General features: G+C 66.6%; 14 protein-coding genes. 2 read left to right on the top strand and 12 right to left on the bottom strand.

The genetic code is table 11. The annotated features are described in order from the left end of the window. Positions 1 to 2: 2 nt before the first annotated feature. The 10 genes from ACZ6YI_RS20685 to ACZ6YI_RS20640 all read right to left on the bottom strand — a co-directional run bounded on the left by ACZ6YI_RS20685 (position 3) and on the right by ACZ6YI_RS20640 (position 10652). Entirely contained in the window at positions 3 to 1901 is a 1899-nt protein-coding gene (locus ACZ6YI_RS20685) for a tetratricopeptide repeat protein (protein ID WP_465780270.1), read from the bottom strand. After that, positions 1898 to 2884, bottom strand: coding sequence for a VWA domain-containing protein (locus ACZ6YI_RS20680; RefSeq protein WP_465780269.1), 987 nt, complete (start codon positions 2882 to 2884; stop codon positions 1898 to 1900). Before ACZ6YI_RS20680 ends, ACZ6YI_RS20685 begins: the two co-directional genes overlap by 4 nt. Beyond that, positions 2871 to 3368, bottom strand: a complete 498-nt coding sequence (locus ACZ6YI_RS20675) for a DUF4381 domain-containing protein (protein ID WP_465780268.1) — start codon at positions 3366 to 3368, stop codon at positions 2871 to 2873. The genes ACZ6YI_RS20680 and ACZ6YI_RS20675 overlap by 14 nt, the downstream gene beginning before the upstream one ends. After that, positions 3368 to 4288: a DUF58 domain-containing protein gene (locus tag ACZ6YI_RS20670; protein ID WP_465780267.1), complete on the bottom strand. Its 921-nt coding sequence runs from the start codon at positions 4286 to 4288 to the stop codon at positions 3368 to 3370. The genes ACZ6YI_RS20675 and ACZ6YI_RS20670 overlap by 1 nt, the downstream gene beginning before the upstream one ends. Then, on the bottom strand, positions 4285 to 5280 hold the full coding sequence (locus ACZ6YI_RS20665; protein WP_465780266.1) for an AAA family ATPase: 996 nt from the start codon (positions 5278 to 5280) through the stop codon (positions 4285 to 4287). The genes ACZ6YI_RS20670 and ACZ6YI_RS20665 overlap by 4 nt, the downstream gene beginning before the upstream one ends. A gap of 136 nt (positions 5281 to 5416) precedes the next feature. Then, on the bottom strand, positions 5417 to 7654 hold the full coding sequence (gene pilQ / locus ACZ6YI_RS20660) for a type IV pilus secretin PilQ (RefSeq protein ID WP_465780265.1): 2238 nt from the start codon (positions 7652 to 7654) through the stop codon (positions 5417 to 5419). Positions 7655 to 7673: 19 nt separating this feature from the next. Then, positions 7674 to 8201 carry a pilus assembly protein PilP gene (locus tag ACZ6YI_RS20655; protein WP_465780264.1) on the bottom strand — a complete coding sequence of 176 codons (528 nt, stop codon included), beginning with the start codon at positions 8199 to 8201 and terminating at the stop codon, positions 7674 to 7676. Beyond that, positions 8198 to 8848: a type IV pilus inner membrane component PilO gene (locus ACZ6YI_RS20650; protein WP_465780263.1), complete on the bottom strand. Its 651-nt coding sequence runs from the start codon at positions 8846 to 8848 to the stop codon at positions 8198 to 8200. The genes ACZ6YI_RS20655 and ACZ6YI_RS20650 overlap by 4 nt, the downstream gene beginning before the upstream one ends. Beyond that, a complete protein-coding gene (locus ACZ6YI_RS20645) occupies positions 8845 to 9594 on the bottom strand; it encodes a PilN domain-containing protein (protein ID WP_465780262.1) in 750 nt (249 codons plus the stop codon). The genes ACZ6YI_RS20650 and ACZ6YI_RS20645 overlap by 4 nt, the downstream gene beginning before the upstream one ends. Next, the gene (locus tag ACZ6YI_RS20640) at positions 9594 to 10652 is read right to left on the bottom strand and encodes a pilus assembly protein PilM (RefSeq protein WP_440327422.1); all 1059 of its coding nucleotides are present in this window, start codon (positions 10650 to 10652) and stop codon (positions 9594 to 9596) included. Before ACZ6YI_RS20640 ends, ACZ6YI_RS20645 begins: the two co-directional genes overlap by 1 nt. 235 nt (positions 10653 to 10887) lie before the next feature. On the opposite strand from ACZ6YI_RS20640, the gene ACZ6YI_RS20635 reads away from it, so the two are divergent. Then, positions 10888 to 13464 (top strand): penicillin-binding protein 1A, encoded by a 2577-nt coding sequence (locus ACZ6YI_RS20635; protein WP_465780261.1) that lies wholly within the window; start codon positions 10888 to 10890, stop codon positions 13462 to 13464. Between the two features lie 64 nt (positions 13465 to 13528). Next, positions 13529 to 14179 (top strand): hypothetical protein, encoded by a 651-nt coding sequence (locus ACZ6YI_RS20630; RefSeq protein WP_465780260.1) that lies wholly within the window; start codon positions 13529 to 13531, stop codon positions 14177 to 14179. A 35-nt stretch (positions 14180 to 14214) separates the two neighbouring features. Here the strand turns inward: ACZ6YI_RS20630 and ACZ6YI_RS20625 are convergent, their stop codons facing one another. Both ACZ6YI_RS20625 and ACZ6YI_RS20620 read right to left on the bottom strand, forming a co-directional pair. Next, complete coding sequence (locus tag ACZ6YI_RS20625; protein WP_465780259.1) at positions 14215 to 15510, bottom strand: citrate synthase; 1296 nt, start codon at positions 15508 to 15510, stop codon at positions 14215 to 14217. Between the two features lie 246 nt (positions 15511 to 15756). Further along, the gene (locus ACZ6YI_RS20620) at positions 15757 to 16002 is read right to left on the bottom strand and encodes a type B 50S ribosomal protein L31 (RefSeq protein WP_045827588.1); all 246 of its coding nucleotides are present in this window, start codon (positions 16000 to 16002) and stop codon (positions 15757 to 15759) included. Between the last annotated feature and the right edge of the window lie 29 nt (positions 16003 to 16031).

Genomic DNA, 16031 nt, shown 5'->3' with positions numbered 1-16031 from the left:
CATCATTCCTCCGGGACAGCGCCATGGCGGCGCTGGTATTCGAGCATGAACTTGCTGCGCAGCAGGGCGCCCGGGTCATCCGGTACACGCATCAGCTGGCGGCGGACATCGGCGGGCAGTTTCGACGAGGCCTCGGATTCGGACAACTGGCCGAGGTCGTGCTGTTCGCCCTTGTCCGCTTGCTTCTGGCCCGCGAGCGCCGCATCCATTTTCTGCTTCAGCGCCTGCTGCGCCTGTTCGGCCTCAGCACGATCGGCGGCTGACTTGCCATTCGCATCGCCCTGCGGCGGCTGCGCCTTGCCCGCATCGGTACCCTTGTCCTTGCCCTCGCCCTCGCCCGCCTGGCCCTGCGCGGGCGGCTGCGATGCATCCTGGTCCTGGCCGCCGGAGGATTGCCCGCCCTGCTGGCCCTTCGACGCGTCATCCTGCTGGCCCTGCTGCCCTTGCTGGCCCTGCTGGTTCTGGCCCTGGTTGCCCGGCTTGTTGTCCGGCTTACCCTTGTTCTGGCCCTTCGCGCCGTTGTCGTCCTTCTTCTGCTCTTGCTGCTGCTTCAGGAAGTCCTCGATCGCCTTGCGATTCGCCGCCGCGTCCGCGTTCGCCGGGTTCGCCTTCAGCGCGCGATCGTAGGCGGCGATCGCCTCGTCGTACTGCCGCTGTTTCGCTAGTGCGTTGCCCAGGTTGTATTGGCCGTCGCTGTCGTGCGTGTTGCGCAGCGAGGCCTCCGCGGCGGCGAAGTCGCCTGCGCGAAACGCGGCCGCACCCTTCAGGCCGTTGCTGCTGGCGAGTGCCTGCGCCTCCTTCGCATCGCCCTTTGCCAGCGCGGCGGCGGCCTGCTGGTCGCGCGTGCGGAAAACATCCGTCGGCGATGCCGCGTGCGACGGCGCAACCGGCAGCACCGCGAGGACGAGCACCAGCAGCCAGCCACGCCGGAAACCCAGCGCGACCAGCGGCAACAAGGGCAGGAGGAACCAGGGACCGCGATCTTCCCAACGGGCGGTACTCGCGCCATCTTCCGCCTTGACCTTGCCGGCGTCGCGCAGGGCCGATGCCATCGCAGCGATGTCCGCGCGATCATCCGATGCGACGGCGAAGGTACCGGAGCCCGCCGCGGCAAGCGCGCGCAACGACGCGTCGTCGCGTGGCGCCATCACGATCGCACCCTGCTCGTCCTTCAGGAACTGGCCGTCGCCAGTGGTGATCGGCCCGCCGCGTGGCGTACCGATGCCCAGCACGGATACGCGATCGCCCGCGGCCACGGCGCGCCGCGCGGCAGCCTGTGCGCCCGCGTCCACGCGATCGGCCACCACGACGATCGAGCCGCCGCGTACGTCCGCATGTCGGATGAGGTCCACGGCCTGGTCGATCGCCTTGCCAGCATCATCGCCGCCGACCGGCATCGTATCGGGCGCCAGGGCCGCGAGCAGGTCATCCACGCTGTGCGCGTCGGTGGTCAGCGGGGCCACGGTGAAGGCCTCGCCGGTATAGGCGATGAGGGCGTTCATGCCGTCGCCATTCGCCGCGTAGAGCTCGCGCACCTTGTAGCGTGCACGGCTGAGGCGATCCGGCACGACATCGCGCGCGAGCATGCGTGGCGACATCGAAACGACTACGACCTGCGCGGCGCGCTCGCTGAAGAGTTGCTCGTTGCCGTGGCTCCACGTCGGGCCGGCCAGCGCAAGGATCGCAAGCACGGCCGCCGACACGGCGGCCCACGCAGGCCAGCGTGATGCGCGCGGCGTGCCGTCCAGAAGGTACGGCAACAAGGCCGGGTCGGCCAGGCGCGAGAGCACGCGCACTTCAGGCGAACGCCGCAGCATGGCCCATGCGAGAAGCGGCACGAGCAGCAGCAACCACAACCAGTGCGGCTGGAGGAAATGTAAGGGGCCGAAGAAGGTATTCATGCGACGGCCCTCGCCGGCAACCAGCGCGGGAGCAGCGCGATGACGAGCAGGAGCACGCCGGCAAGGAGCGGCCAGCGGAACAACTCGTCGCGCGGCCTGAGCGATGCGCCCTGGCGCGGCACGGGCTCGAGCTCGTCGATCTGGCGATAGGCCTTCGCCAGCTCCTCGGTGTCCGTCGCGCGGAAGAAACGGCCACCCGTCTGGTTGGCGGTATCGGTCAACATGCCGACATCGAGATCGGCCGACGGGTTCTCGATGCGCGAGCCGAAGAAGTCGGGCACGCGCATGGCGGTCGCGCCGATGCCAATGGTGTACACGCGCACGCCAGCGGCCTTCGCGGCTCGTGCGGCCTCGCGCGGCGCGATGGCCCCGGCGTTGTTGACGCCGTCGGTCAGCAGAACGAGCACGCGGGCTTGTTGCGGCAGGTCGGCGAGGCGCTTGACGGCAACCGCGATCGAATCGCCGATGGCGGTCTCGCGCCCCGGCAGGCCTACCACCGCGTCGTGCAACTGGGCACGCACGGCATCGAGATCGTAGGTGAGCGGCGTGACAAGGTAGGCCTGCGACCCGAACAGGATGAGGCCCAGCTCGTCGCCGGCCCGGCGATCGATGAAGTCGCCCGCGATGGCCTCGACCGCGGCGAAACGCGTGACCTGCCGACCGGCGAGGGTCATGTCATCGAGTGACATGCTTCCGGAAAGATCCACGGCAAGCATCGTCGCGCGCCCACTCCGCTTCTGCGGCTCGGGCGGTCCCAGGTGCTGCGGACGCGCGGCAGCGGTCACCAGGCAGGCCCACGCGAGCAACATGAGCGCGGACACGGCGAACGACGCACGGTTCGCCGATGCCTGCATCAGCGTGATCCCTGGCTGTGGCAGGTTCAATGCCTGCCCTGGGCGCACGGGCCGCAGCACGCGGCGCAGGATCCACGGCAGCGGCAAGGCCAGGAACAGCCACGGCCACGCAAACTCAGGAAGCGACATGTGCCCTCCCCCTTGAATGCCGTGCGCGGCGGGAAAGCACGTCGCGCACCCAGCCCTCGACGTCCTTGTGCACGGCATCCACATCGAGGGCCGCGCGCGGTTGATAAATCACGTCGCCCAGCGCGACGAGACGCGAAACATCCCGGGAGGGTGCCATGCCGGCCAATGCGTCATGCCAGCTGTTCGCGGATGAAGTGACCGTATGCGGATCGCGTGTGCGCGCCACGCGGCGAAGCAGCGCGTGCGCGGTAGCCGCGAACGCCGCGGCATCGCCATCGGAAGCGTGGCGCGCACGCGCGTCACGCAGGTCGACAAGCACGTCTTCGATAAATCGCTGACGCCGGGCGCGGCGACGCCACAGCCATGCGGTGACCAGCAGCGCGATGACCACCAGGCCGGCCAACACCCACCAGCCCGGCGCCAGCGGCCACCACGACACGTGCGGCACGTGGATGTCACGAAGCTGCGGTTCCTGCGGGGGCATCAACGCTTCCTCGCCGCGCCGAGAAGGTCGATGACGGCATCGAGCGGATCGGCCGACGTATCCAGCGTGCGCTGGCGCAGGCCCAGCTGGCTCGCGAGCTGCGCAAGGCGCGCGCGGCCCGAGCCTAACGTGTGCGCGAATTCCGCACGCTGGCGTTCACCATGCAGGGCGATGTCGTAGTGCACGCCGCGGTGCGCGAACGGGTAGCGGCCTGCCGGGGGATCGGCCATTTCGAGCGGGTCGGCCACGGTGATGATGCGGACTTCGGCCTTGTTCACCAGGCCGAGCATGCGGCCGTAAGCCGCCTCGTCCACGGCAAAGCCATCGCTGACGAGCAGCACGCGCGACGCACCGTGCATGAGGCGCCCGGCACGCTGCAGCGCCGCGGAAAGGCTTTCGTCGGCGCCGGCCGGCATCGCGTCCCATGTTGCAAGCGCACCACACACGCCCAGCGCACCACGCGGACCGCCCTGGGGCCGCAGCAGATGCCGCGAGCCGCCAAACGCGAGCACACCCACGCGATCGCCGCCGCGGATCGCGTACCACGCGGCCGTGGCGGCGACCCGTGCGGCCTGTACGGATTTGAAGCGCGTCCGCGTACCGAAACGCATGCTCGCATTGGTATCCAGCAGGACCAGCAGGCGGCCCTCACGCTCTTCCTGGAACAGCTTGGTGTGTGCAACGCCGCTGCGCGCGGTCAGGCGCCAGTCCATGCGGCGGACATCATCGCCGGCCTGGTAGACCCGCGATTCCGCGTAATCCATGCCACGGCCATGCAGCCGACCCGGGCGCTGGCCACTGCGTGGCGCACGCGAAACGATCGGCGGGGGCGCGGCGCGCATGACCCGTGACCGCAGCGCGAGCAGCTCGGGCAGCGCGACGTTTACGCGGGGATCGGCGACGACAGGAACGGCGCTCACGGCAGCGGCACGAGGTCCAGCAGCCGATCGATGACCGTATCGACGCGCACGCCCTCCGCTTCGGCCTCATAGCTGGGCAACACGCGGTGACGGAGAACCTCGTGCGCGATCGCGTGCACGTCCTCTGGCAGCGCATAGTCGCGCCCGGCCAGCCAGGCGTGCGCGCGGGCGCAGCGGTCGAGCGCGATGGTGGCACGCGGGCTGGCCCCCCAGGCGATCCAGCGGGCGAGCTCCGGGCCGTAGCGCCCCGCCTCGCGTGTGGCGACGACCAGTTGCGTGATGTAGAGCTCAAGCGGCGCCGCCATATGGACGGCGAGCACGGCGTCGCGCGCCGCGAACACATCGGCGGGCCGCAGCATGTGTGCGGGCGGCGGTGCGGGGTGCATCGATTCGCGCGCCTGCTCCCGGGCCAGCCGGAGGATGGCGAGCTCGGCGTCCGCATCGGGGTAACCGATGGTGACGTGCATGAGGAAGCGATCGAGCTGGGCTTCCGGCAACGCGAAGGTGCCCTCCTGCTCGATCGGGTTCTGGGTGGCCATGACCATGAACAACTCGGGCAGGGGCCAGGTCCGGCGGCCGATCGTGATCTGGCGCTCCGCCATGGCCTCGAGCAGGGCTGACTGCACCTTGGCCGGCGCGCGATTGATCTCGTCGGCGAGCACGATGTTATGGAACAACGGGCCGCGCTCGAACTCGAACGTGCCGGTCTGTGGACGGAAGATATCCGTGCCGGTCAGGTCGGCGGGCAAGAGGTCGGGGGTGAACTGGACGCGGTGGAAGTCAGCCTCCACGCGGGTCGCGAGCGCCTTGATCGCCGTGGTCTTCGCGAGGCCCGGCGCGCCTTCCACCAGCAGGTGGCCATCGGCCAGCAGGGCGATCAACAGGCATTCCACAAGGTGGGGCTGGCCGATGATGCCGCGGGACAACTCCTCGCGCAGGCGGACGAAGGCCTCCTGGAGGGGTGTCGTGGCGACGGGCTGGGTCTCGGGCATGGTGGTGGCTCGGAAAGCGGACGACAGGCCCGATGAGACCACAGCGACGCCATAAAGTTTAGGGCCGGAAGTCGGGGCCAAAAAAAGGGGCGGCCCGTCGAGGCCGCCCCTGGGTACTGCCGGAAGCGATTTTCCGTTACTGCAGCGTGTTGCTGAGGATGCGCGGCGTCACGAAGATCAGCAGCTCAGCCTTGTCGTTCTGGCGCGAGGTGTTCCGGAAGAGGACGCCGATGCCCGGGATGTCGCCGAGGCCGGGGACCTTCTTCGTGGTGTTGGCCTTGGTGATCTCGTAGATGCCGCCAAGGACCACGGTCTGTCCGTTATCCACGAGCACCGAGGTGTTGATCTCGCGGGTATCGATCGACGGGACGAAGCCACCACCCGGCGACGGCGTGTTGCCGGCGAGAGCGTCCTTCTTCACGTTGATCTTGAGGTACACGCGGCTGTCGGCGGTGATCGTCGGGGTCACGCGCAGCTCGAGCACGGCGTCCTTGAACTGCACCGTGGCGTTCTGCGCGCCACCACCCGAGCTGGACGCCTGGTAGGTGACGTAACCGATCTCGGTACCCTGCTTGATCACGGCTTCCTGCTGGTTGGCCGTGATGACGCGCGGGCTGGAGATCACTTCGCTGCGGCCTTCGGTCTGCGCGGCCGAGAGTTCCAGGTCGACCAGGTAGTTCGAGCCGAGGATCGCGAGGCCGAGGCTGCCAGCCGGGTTCGAGACCGGCAGGTTGACGTTGTAGCCACCCGGATAGGTGATCGTGGTCGGCGTCGGCGTGCCGCTCAGCGGATGGTTCGCGTTCCAGATCTGCGTGGCGAGGCCAGCCGAGCCCTGGTTCGGCGCCGTGCCGCTGCTCAGGTCCGGCGTGGTGCTGATCACCTGGCCGCTCGGGTTGGTACGGCTCGCCTGCACACCCCAGCGCACGCCGAGGTCGCGGGTAAACGTATCCGTGGCCACCACGATGCGCGATTCGATCAGCACCTGCTGCACCGGGCGATCGAGCGTGCCGATCAGATCGCGCAGGTCGCGGATCTTGTCAGGCGTATCGTTGATAAGCAGGGTGTTGGTGCGCTCGTCGAACGAGACGCTGCCGCGCGGGGAGAGGAAACCACGCGTCGCACCCGCGCCGCCGCCACTGCCGCCACCGCCCGTCATGCTGCCCTGGGTCAGCAGCTTGGCAATGTCTTCGGCCTTGCCGTAGCTGATGGGGATGTAGTCGGCGACGAGTTCGGCGTTGTCTTCCGCCTTCTGGCGCGCATCGGCGAGGCTCTGCTCGTAGCTGGCCAGCTCCTGTTGCGGGGCGATCCAGATGACGTTGCCGCTGCGGCGCTTGTCCAGGCCCTTGGCACGCAGGATCACATCGAGTGCCTGGTCCCACGGCGTGTTCACGAGGCGGAGCGTGACGCTGCCACCGACGCTATCCGAAGCCACCAGGTTGAGCTTGGCTTCGTCCGCGATGAGCTGGAGGGCCGAGCGGACCGGGATGTCCTGGAAGTTGAAGGTGAGGCGCGAGCCCGAATACGTCGGTTCCTGACCCTTGGCGGCCTTGCCCGTCAGCGGGGCGGCCTTCTTCGGGGCCACTTCGATGACGTACTCGGTGCCGCTCTGGTAGGCCGAGACCTCGGTATCACCCCGGGTCTTGATCTCCATGCGGGTACCACCCGGTACCGACGACGACTGGATCGACTGCACCGGGGTGGCGAAGTCGAGCACGTCGAGGCGCTGGGCAAGCTTGGCCGGGAGCGTTGCGCCGGTGAAGCTGACGACGACCCGGTCGCTTTCGCGACGCATTTCCGGCGTGGTGTTCTCGTTGCCAAGGGTGACGATGACGCGACCCTGGCCGGTGTCGCCGCGACGGAAATCAATGTTGGAAAGCGGCGTACCCGCACTGGACGGGAGCGCCTTGGTCGGGTCGGACACGATCGCCGTGGTGGTCGTCGCGCCCGTCGGGCCGTTGTTCACGGTGACGATCAGGTTGTTGCCGTCGACACGGGTCTTGTAGGCCGAATCGCGGAACAGCTCAACCGTGACGCGAGTGCGCCCACCGGCCGAGACCACCGAGACACCGGAGGTCGAACCCTTGCCGACATCCAGGTGGCGCGTCGAGAACGCGTTGGTGGTGTCCGGCAGGTCGATCGCGATGCGCGGCGGATTCGTGGTCGTGAAGACCTTCGGCTCCGGCGCGTGGCCCGAGAACGCGAGGGTCAGCTCGACGCGGCCGCCAGGCTGCGCATCGTAGGTGACGTTCTTGAGCGCCGTTTCGGCCGCCGCGCTGCCGGCGAACCCCCAGGCCGCGACCAGCGCGACCGCCAGGGTCCAGCGCCGCGTGCGATGGCGCGCGCTACCCGGCAGATGAGTGGAATTGGTCGTCATGTGCTTCATCCCCGAGTTCTTATTTGTCGCCGACCGCGATGCTTGCCGGACGCTCCATCCAGCCGCCGGTGCCGTTCGACACCAGTTCGACCAGATCGATGCGGTCTTCCCCCACGGCCGTGACGCGGCCGTACGACTGCCCCATGTACTCATTGCGATGCACCCGATGGATCACCCCGCCCGGGTCCTTCACGAGGGCCTCCAGGCTGGGTCCTGCACCGACCGTGCCAACCATCTTCAACGTATCCAGCGAGAACATTTCCAGCGGCTCCTTCGGTCGGTTCTCGTCCGGACGGGGCCCACTACCTGCGCTGTTCTCCATTTCGGCCGTGCTGGGGCTGAACGGATCACGAGCGGTCTGGTCCTGGTACGCAAACGTTTCGAAGGTGCGGATCACCGGCAACGGCGGGATCGGCTCGCCCTTCTTGTGCTTCTCGGCATCGACCCAGTCGCGCAGGTCGGATTGCCCGCGCGTGCAACCGGCCAACGCAACGAGGGCGAGGCTGGCTGCCGCGAGGCGGAGGTGGATGTGACGGGCGCTGGTCACTTGGCACCCCCTGCCTTGGCGTTTTTCTGCTGGGCCGCGGTCTCGTCATCCTCGAGGTAGCGGTAGGTCTTCACGGTGCCCTGCAGGACAAGCTGTCCCGAGTTGCCGCCCTTGCCCGCGTCCTTCGGCTTCAGGGAGACGTCGTGCAGCGTCAGGATGACGACGCGCGGCAGCGAGGCCACGCCGCTGATGAACGTTCCGAACTGATGGTATGTACCCACCATGCGGAGCGTGATCGGCTTCTCTGCGTAGAAATCCTTGGGCGTTTCCGGGCCCGGCTGGAACAGGTCGGATTCCAGGCCGGCGGCCAGTGCCGTCTGCGAGATATCCACCAGCAGTTCGGGCATTTCCGTCCTGCTCGGCAGCTGGCGGAGCAGCTGGCGGAGCATGTCCTGCATTTCAGCGAGCTGTTGTTCCAGTGCCTCGAGGTTCGCGGACTTGGCCTGCTTCTGCGAGAACTCGGTTTTCAGCGATTCTTCTTTTGCCTCGGCACTGGTCAGTTCATCCTGCTGCGAGCTGATTTCGAAATACCAGCCCGCCGCGACCACGATCACGAAGACCAGGCCGGTGAAGAACATCTTGACCGACTTCGGCCAGCCGCCGACGTTGTTGCGATCAAGGTTGCGCAGTTCGTCGAAGAAACTCATGGCTTGGCTCCTGCCGGTGCGGCTGCGGAGGTCGCCGGAGTCGCCGCGGCGGCCGGAGCGGTAGCGTTGTGCGCTGTTGCCGCAGCGGCCGGTGCGCCCGTGACGACCTTGGCAGCCTGGGCCAGCGGTGCGGGAACGGCAGGCGCCGCGCCCGTGCCGACCGGCGGTGTCGCCACCGTCGCCGAGGACGCAGGTGCATCCGCGCTAGGCGTGTTCAGTTTCACGTCCAGGCCGAACGAGTACGGCATGCGCGAGTCGTCGTGGGTGTTTTCGGTCTTGCGGAGGTCCGCATGACCCATCCAGGGCGAGGCCTCGATGTTGCGCATGTACTCGGCCACGCTGGAGTTGGACTGGGCGACGCCATCCAGCGACATCGAATCGCCGGACTGCTTCATGGAACCCAGGCGGGCGCTTGCAGGAATGGTCTTCACGAGCTCGTCGAACAGGTGGACCATCTGCGAACGGTTCGCCTGCAACTGCTCGATGATCTGCTTGCGCTGCAGGAGGCCCGCGCGGACCTTCTCCAGGTCCTTGATCTTGGCGATGCGGTTGTCGAGCTGCTTGATCTCGCCCTGCAGGTACGTGTTGCGCTCGCCCTGGTTATCGATGCGGGCGCCCATCCAGTAGGACCAGCCGATCAGGACGACCAGGGCCGCCGCGAAGGCGACACCCAGCTGCATGTAGAACTCGCGTTCCCGCTGCTTGCGGCGCTCGGCGCGCCAGGGAAGTAGGTTGATCCGTGCCATCAGTCGAAGCTCCGCATGGCCAGGCCGACGGCGATCATCAGCGCGGGGGCATCCTGGGCCAGTGTCTGCGCCTGGACCCGGCTGGACAGGGACATGCGAGCCAGCGGGTTGGCGACCACGCAGGGCACGCCGAGCTGCTGCTCGAGGATCTCCGTGATGCCTTCGATCGCAGCGCAGCCACCGGCCAGGACCACCTGGTCGACGCGGCTGTATTCGCTGCCGGCGAAGAAGAACTGGAGCAGGCGGCTGACCTGCTGGACCAGGGACTCCTTGAACGGCTCCAGGGCCTCCATCTCATAGGATTCCGGCAGGCCACCCTTGCGCTTGGCCCTTCCGGCTTCCTCATAGGAGAGCCCATAGCGGCGCATGATCTCGTCGGTCAGCTGTTTGCCGCCGAAGACCTGCTCGCGCGAGTAGATGGTCCGCTGGTTCTTGAGCACCGCGAGCGTCGTCATGGTGGCGCCGATGTCCACCACCGCCACCAGGGCGTCGCGGGAAACCGCGAGCTGGTCGGCGACCATGGCAAAGGCGTTCTCCATCGCGAAAGCCTCGACGTCGACCACGCGGGCGGTCAGGCCGCCCAGGTCGAGCGCGGCGATGCGCATGTCGACGTTCTCGGTGCGCGACGCGGCCAGGAGGATGTTGTTCATCTCCGGGTTGTCGCGAACAGGGCCCAGTACCTCGAAGTCGAGGCTAACTTCCTCGATCGGGTATGGAATGTACTGGTTGGCCTCGACCTGGATCTGGCCCTCGAGGTCGTCCTCGGAGAGGTCGGCCGACATGGGTATGATCCGGGTAATAACCGCCGACCCCGCGACTGCCGCCGCGGCGTGCTTCACCTTGGCGCCGGAGCGTGCCAGGGCGCGACGGATGGCCTCGCCGACGGCCTCGACCTCGACGATGTTCTTTTCGACGACGGCATTGGGCGGCAACGGCTCAACGGCATAGTGCTCGACGCGATAGCGCCCACCTGCCTCACTGAGCTGCAGCAGCTTTACTGCGGTCGAACTGATGTCGACACCGATCAACGGCGCCGCCTTGGGTGTAAAGAGCCCCACTGTGTCCCCCTTCCCCGCGCCTTGTCGGAATTTGGTCTTCGGCGCGAAGGCATTAGATCTAAAACTTAACGGATAAGCAACGGCCCTCCGCGGCCCTTACCGGCACTAATTCACAAATCCTGACGCTGGGTTAGCGTCCCCCCTTCAGACCGGGTCGAACCCCGCTGACCCCTTCCCGGGGGTAGCTAGGCTCTATACTCCCGCTCGACCCAGATGGCGGTGACCCCTCCCCTTCATGCGAATCCTCAAGCGTCTGCTGCGTATTGCGCTGTATCTCACCCTGGCCGGCATCCTGTTCGTGGCGGGCGCCATTGGCGTCGCCTACTGGCTGCTGGCCCCGCGCCTGCCTTCCGTGGCGGTCTTGCGCGACTACCATATGCAGGTTCCCCTACGCGTGCTGAGCGCTGACGGCAAGCTGATCGCATCCTTCGGCGAGACCCGACGCATCCCCGTGCGGATCGCTGACGTGCCGGCACGCCTCAAGAATGCTGTCTTATCGGCAGAAGATGGCGATTTCTATAGCCACCCCGGCGTCGACTGGCACGGCATCGCCCGCGCCGGCATCCATGTGATCGTTTCCGGCGGAGACAAGGGGCCTGGCGGCTCCACCATTACCCAGCAGGTGGCGCGCAACTTCTTCCTCAGTCCCGAGAAGCTGTATTCGCGGAAACTGACGGAAATGTTCATCGCGCTACGCATGGAGAACGAGCTCAGCAAGGACCAGATCCTCGAGCTCTACCTCAACAAGATGTTCCTTGGCCATCGCGCCTATGGCGTCGCTGCGGCAGCCTCGTATTACTACGGCAAGACCCTCGACCAGCTCACCGTGGCCCAGTGCGCCACCATCGCCTCGACGTTCCAGCTGCCGTCGGTGGTCAACCCGCTCAACAACCCCAAGCGGATGATTGCCCGCCGTGACTGGGTGCTTGGCCAGATGCTGGCCAACCGGTTCATCACGCAGGCCGAGCACGACGAGGCGGTCAAGGAGCCGAACGACGCGTTTCCGCACGAGCAGCAGATCGAGGTCGATGCGCCCTACCTTGCCGAAATGGTGCGCCAGCAGGCGCTCGAGAAGTTGGGCAACGACGCGCTGACCGAAGGTTACGTCGTACGCACCACCGTCCCCAGCGAAAGCCAGGCAGCGGCGAACGATGCACTGCGCGGCCGCCTTTCGGCTTACGACCGCCGTCACGGCTACCGCGGCCCCGAGGGCCACGAGGAACTCCCGGCCGGCGCGGGCCCGGAGGATTTCGACCGCGTTCTCGCCGGCTACACGCCGGTCGCGGGCATGATGCCAGCCATCGTCACGGCGACCGGTGCCAAGGAGGCCACGGTGTACGTCAATGCGAAGGAGTCGGCGACGCTGAGCCTGGAATCGATCACCTGGGCGCGCCCCTACGTCAACGAAGGCCGTGCCGGCGCCGCACCTACCCGCGTCGATGCCGTGCTCAAGCGTGGCGACGTGGTCCGCCTGATCCGCAGCGAGAAGGACGATATCTCCGAGGACGCGAAGGCCTCCGACATGGCGGCCACCACCACCGAGGCCAAGCCGGAATCCAACAAGGGGCTCTGGCGCCTCACGCAGATCCCGGCGGTGCAGGCTGCACTCGTTTCGGTCGACCCTGAAGACGGCGCCGTGCGCGCACTGGTCGGCGGCTTCAGCTTCGCGCGCTCCAAGTTCAACCGCGCCGTCATGGCCGCTCGCCAGCCGGGTTCCAGCTTCAAGCCGTATCTCTACTCGGCGGCGTTCGAACGCGGCTTCACGCCCGCCTCGATCGTGAATGACGCGCCGGTGGCATTCCCGGACCCGAGCCGCCCTGATGGTGTGTGGACCCCGTCGAACGACGACGGCAAGTTCAGCGGGCCGATGCGTCTCCGCGAGGCGCTCGTGCAGTCGAAGAACCTGGTATCGGTGCGCCTGCTCGATGCGATCGGCGTTCGTTACGCGCGCGATTACATGACCCGCTTCGGTTTCACCCCGGATGCGCTGCCGCAGAACCTCTCGCTCGCACTTGGCACGGCCTCGGTCTCGCCCATGAGCATGGCGCGCGGCTACGCGGTGTTCGCCAACGGCGGTTACCTGGTCACGCCTTACTTCATCTCGCGCATCGACGATCGCGATGGCAACCCGGTGTACGTGGCGAACCCGGAACGCGCCTGCGCGGATTGCCAGGAGCGGCTGCTCAACCCGACGCCGCCCGGTCCGCCGAACCAGCCGAGCACCGCATCCATCCCGGCGAAACCGGCGACCTCCGCCACCGCGGGCCTTGCCGCCACCGGCGATGCGGTGCTGCCTGCCGACTCGCACGACAACACGTCACAGGCGCCGAAGCTCGCCCCGCACGTCATCGATGTGCGCAATGACTACCTCGTGACGTCCCTCATGCAGGACGTGGTGAAGCGCGGCACCGGCTCTGCGGCGCGCGCACTCGGTCGCGACGACATCGCGGGCAAGACCGGTTCGACCAACGACCACCGCGATGCATGGTTCGTCGGCTTCAACGGCGACGTTTCGACGGCGGTGTGGGTCGGTTTCGACGACTTCAGTTCGCTGGGCCGCGGCGAGTTCGGCGCCAAGGCCGCCCTGCCGATCTGGATGGACTACATGGGCGCCGTGTTGAAGGACAAGCCTTCGCACGCCATGGCCATGCCCCCGGGCATCGCCACCGTGCAGATCGACCCGGCATCGGGCCTTCCGTCACCCGGCGGCATGAATGAGATCATGAAGGTGGAGGACGTCGATCGCCTCCGCGAACAGGCACAGCAGAAACAGCAGGAGGAGCAGCAGGACCACGCCTACGACATCTTCTGACGCGCGGCACGGCGGCACGCCGTGCGTCCATTGGCAACTCTTTATCACCATACGGGGGTGAGTCATGGCACGAGGCGAACATCACAGGATCCATGCCCAGGACCGGACGCAGCGTAACCGCGTCCTTGTCGCCCAGGAGGCGGCGCGCCTGATGAGCGAGCATGGGATTCGTGACTTCCACCACGCGAAACTGAAAGCCGCCGAGCGGCTCGGTATTGTCGACACCCAGGCCCTGCCGCGTAACCAGGAAATCGAGGACGCGCTGCGCGAACACCAGCGCATCTTCCACGGTGACACCCAGCCGCAGGCATTGCGTGCACGGCGCGAGGCAGCAGTGGAGGCCATGCGCTTCCTCCGAGCCTTCGATTCACGGCTGGTCGGCGCTGTGCTGGAAGGCACCGCCGATGAACACTCCGCCGTGTGCCTGCACATCTACAGCGATGACCCCGAAGCGCCGGGGCTGTTCCTTCAGGAACAGGGCATCCCCCTCGAAACCCAGACCCGCCGCCTGCGCTGGTCGAACAGCGACCAGAGCGAGCACACGGTGCTGCTGTTCGGCGCGGACGGCATCCCTTTCGACATCACGGTGCTACCGCTGGATGCGTTGCGCCAGGCACCACTCGACCGCGTCGACGAACGCCCCATGCGCCGCGCCACGCGAGCCATGGTTCAGGAACTGCTGGCCGAAGAAGACATCGCCACCTTCAACAGCTGAGCAAAAAAAAGCCCGCTTTCGCGGGCTTTCTTCTCTTAGCGCTTGTCGCTCGGGGTGTAATCGCGAACGTCGGCGCCGGTGTAGATCTGGCGCGGACGGCCGATGCGCGACCCCGGGGTTTCGTGCTGCTCGATCCAGTGCGAGATCCAGCCGGAGGTGCGGGCGATCGCGAACATCACGGTGAACATCTCGGTCGGGATGCCCAGCGCCTTGTAGATGATGCCCGAGTAGAAGTCGACGTTGGGGTACAGCTTGCGCTCGACGAAGTAATCGTCCTTCAGCGCAGCCTCTTCGAGCTTCATGGCGACTTCGAGCAGCGGATCGTTCACGCCGAGCTCGTTGAGCACGTTGTGGCAGGCCTCGCGGATGATCTTGGCGCGCGGGTCGAAGTTCTTGTACACGCGGTGGCCGAAGCCCATGAGACGGAACGAATCGTTCTTGTCCTTCGCGCGCTTGACGGCGGTCTCGACCTTGTCGGCCGTGCCGATCTCTTCGAGCTGCAGGAGCACGGCTTCGTTCGCGCCGCCGTGTGCCGGACCCCAGAGCGCGGTGATGCCGGCGGCCACGGACGCGTACGGGTTGGCACCGGTGGAACCCACCAGGCGGACCGTCGACGTCGAGGCGTTCTGCTCGTGGTCGGCGTGCAGGATGAACAGCAGGTCGAGCGCCTTCGCGACGACCGGGTTCACGTGGTACGGCTCGCTCGGCACCTCGAACATGGTGTGCAGGAAGCGGGTGACGTACTCGAGGTTGTTGCGCGGGTAGCGGTTCGGCCAGCCGATCGAGTGGCGATAGATGGCGGACGCAATGGTCGGCATCTTCGCGATGAGGCGGATGGCGGCGAGCTTGCGGTCTTCCGGGTTCTCGACGTTCAGTTCGTCGTGATAGAAGGCCGAAAGCGAGGCGACCGAGGCGGCCAGCATGGCCATCGGGTGCGCGTTGTGGTGGAAGCCCTTCAGGAAGTCCTTCAGGTTCTCATGCATCATCGAGTGATGCGTGATGTCGTTCGAGAACTTCTCGAACTGCGGCTTGGTCGGCAGCTCGCCGTTGAGCAGCAGGTACGAGGTTTCGAGGAAGGTGGACTTCTCGGCCAGCTGCTCGATCGGGTAGCCGCGATACAGCAGGATGCCCTTGTCGCCATCGATGTAGGTGATGGCGCTCTTGGTGCTGGCGGTGGAGCCGTAGCCCGGATCGTACGTGAAGTAACCGGTGTCCTTGTAGAGCGTGCCGATGTCGACGCACTCGGCGCCCAGGGTGCCGCCGATGACCGGCAGTTCACTCACGGGCTTGTTGGATTCATCGACCAATTTGACGGTTTTGGCGTCGGACACGGCGAGCTCCTCTTTAACTTTTGGGTGGCGCTTAGTGGGGTGGAAACAGCGGCCTGGGGAAGCCGCCGTACCGGCCGCGCAGGGCGACCGAAGTTCCCCATTATCGCACATCGCCCGGTCGAACGGCCGTTCGAACCGTGTAAATGCCACGCACGCAAAAAGACACGGGGCAAGCCATGGGCTCGCCCCGTGTCCGTCTATCCTCGCGAAACGCCACCCCGCAGGCGGCGCGCGGAAAGCGCCGGCTTACTTCTTGCCGTAGCGCTGGCGGAACTTGTCGACGCGGCCGCCCACGTCGAGGGTCTTCTGCTTACCCGTGTAGAACGGGTGCGAGTGGCTGGTGATATCCAGCTTGATGACCGGGTATTCGTTACCGTCTTCCCACTTCACGGTTTCCTTCGAGGACATGGTCGAACGCGTCAGGAACGCGAAATCCGACGAGAGGTCCTGGAAAACCACCGGCTGGTACTTCGGATGGATGTTCTCTTTCATGGTCTTGATTCTTGAATGGCGGGGTGAAA

Source organism: Luteibacter sp. NPDC104163 (genome assembly GCF_055584245.1).
This window is presented reverse-complemented; position numbering and strand designations above follow the sequence as displayed.

Excerpts from the sequence above, each read along its gene's own strand:
- pilQ (WP_465780265.1), bottom strand. The coding sequence starts at position 7,654 with ATGACGACCAATTCCACTCATCTGCCGGGTAGCGCGCGCCATCGCACG.
- ACZ6YI_RS20620 (WP_045827588.1), bottom strand. The coding sequence starts at position 16,002 with ATGAAAGAGAACATCCATCCGAAGTACCAGCCGGTGGTTTTCCAGGAC.
- ACZ6YI_RS20665 (WP_465780266.1), bottom strand. The coding sequence starts at position 5,280 with ATGCCCGAGACCCAGCCCGTCGCCACGACACCCCTCCAGGAGGCCTTC.
- ACZ6YI_RS20635 (WP_465780261.1), top strand. The coding sequence starts at position 10,888 with ATGCGAATCCTCAAGCGTCTGCTGCGTATTGCGCTGTATCTCACCCTG.
- ACZ6YI_RS20680 (WP_465780269.1), bottom strand. The coding sequence starts at position 2,884 with ATGTCGCTTCCTGAGTTTGCGTGGCCGTGGCTGTTCCTGGCCTTGCCG.
- ACZ6YI_RS20685 (WP_465780270.1), bottom strand. The coding sequence starts at position 1,901 with ATGAATACCTTCTTCGGCCCCTTACATTTCCTCCAGCCGCACTGGTTG.
- ACZ6YI_RS20630 (WP_465780260.1), top strand. The coding sequence starts at position 13,529 with ATGGCACGAGGCGAACATCACAGGATCCATGCCCAGGACCGGACGCAG.
- ACZ6YI_RS20650 (WP_465780263.1), bottom strand. The coding sequence starts at position 8,848 with ATGAGTTTCTTCGACGAACTGCGCAACCTTGATCGCAACAACGTCGGC.
- ACZ6YI_RS20675 (WP_465780268.1), bottom strand. The coding sequence starts at position 3,368 with ATGCCCCCGCAGGAACCGCAGCTTCGTGACATCCACGTGCCGCACGTG.
- ACZ6YI_RS20645 (WP_465780262.1), bottom strand. The coding sequence starts at position 9,594 with ATGGCACGGATCAACCTACTTCCCTGGCGCGCCGAGCGCCGCAAGCAG.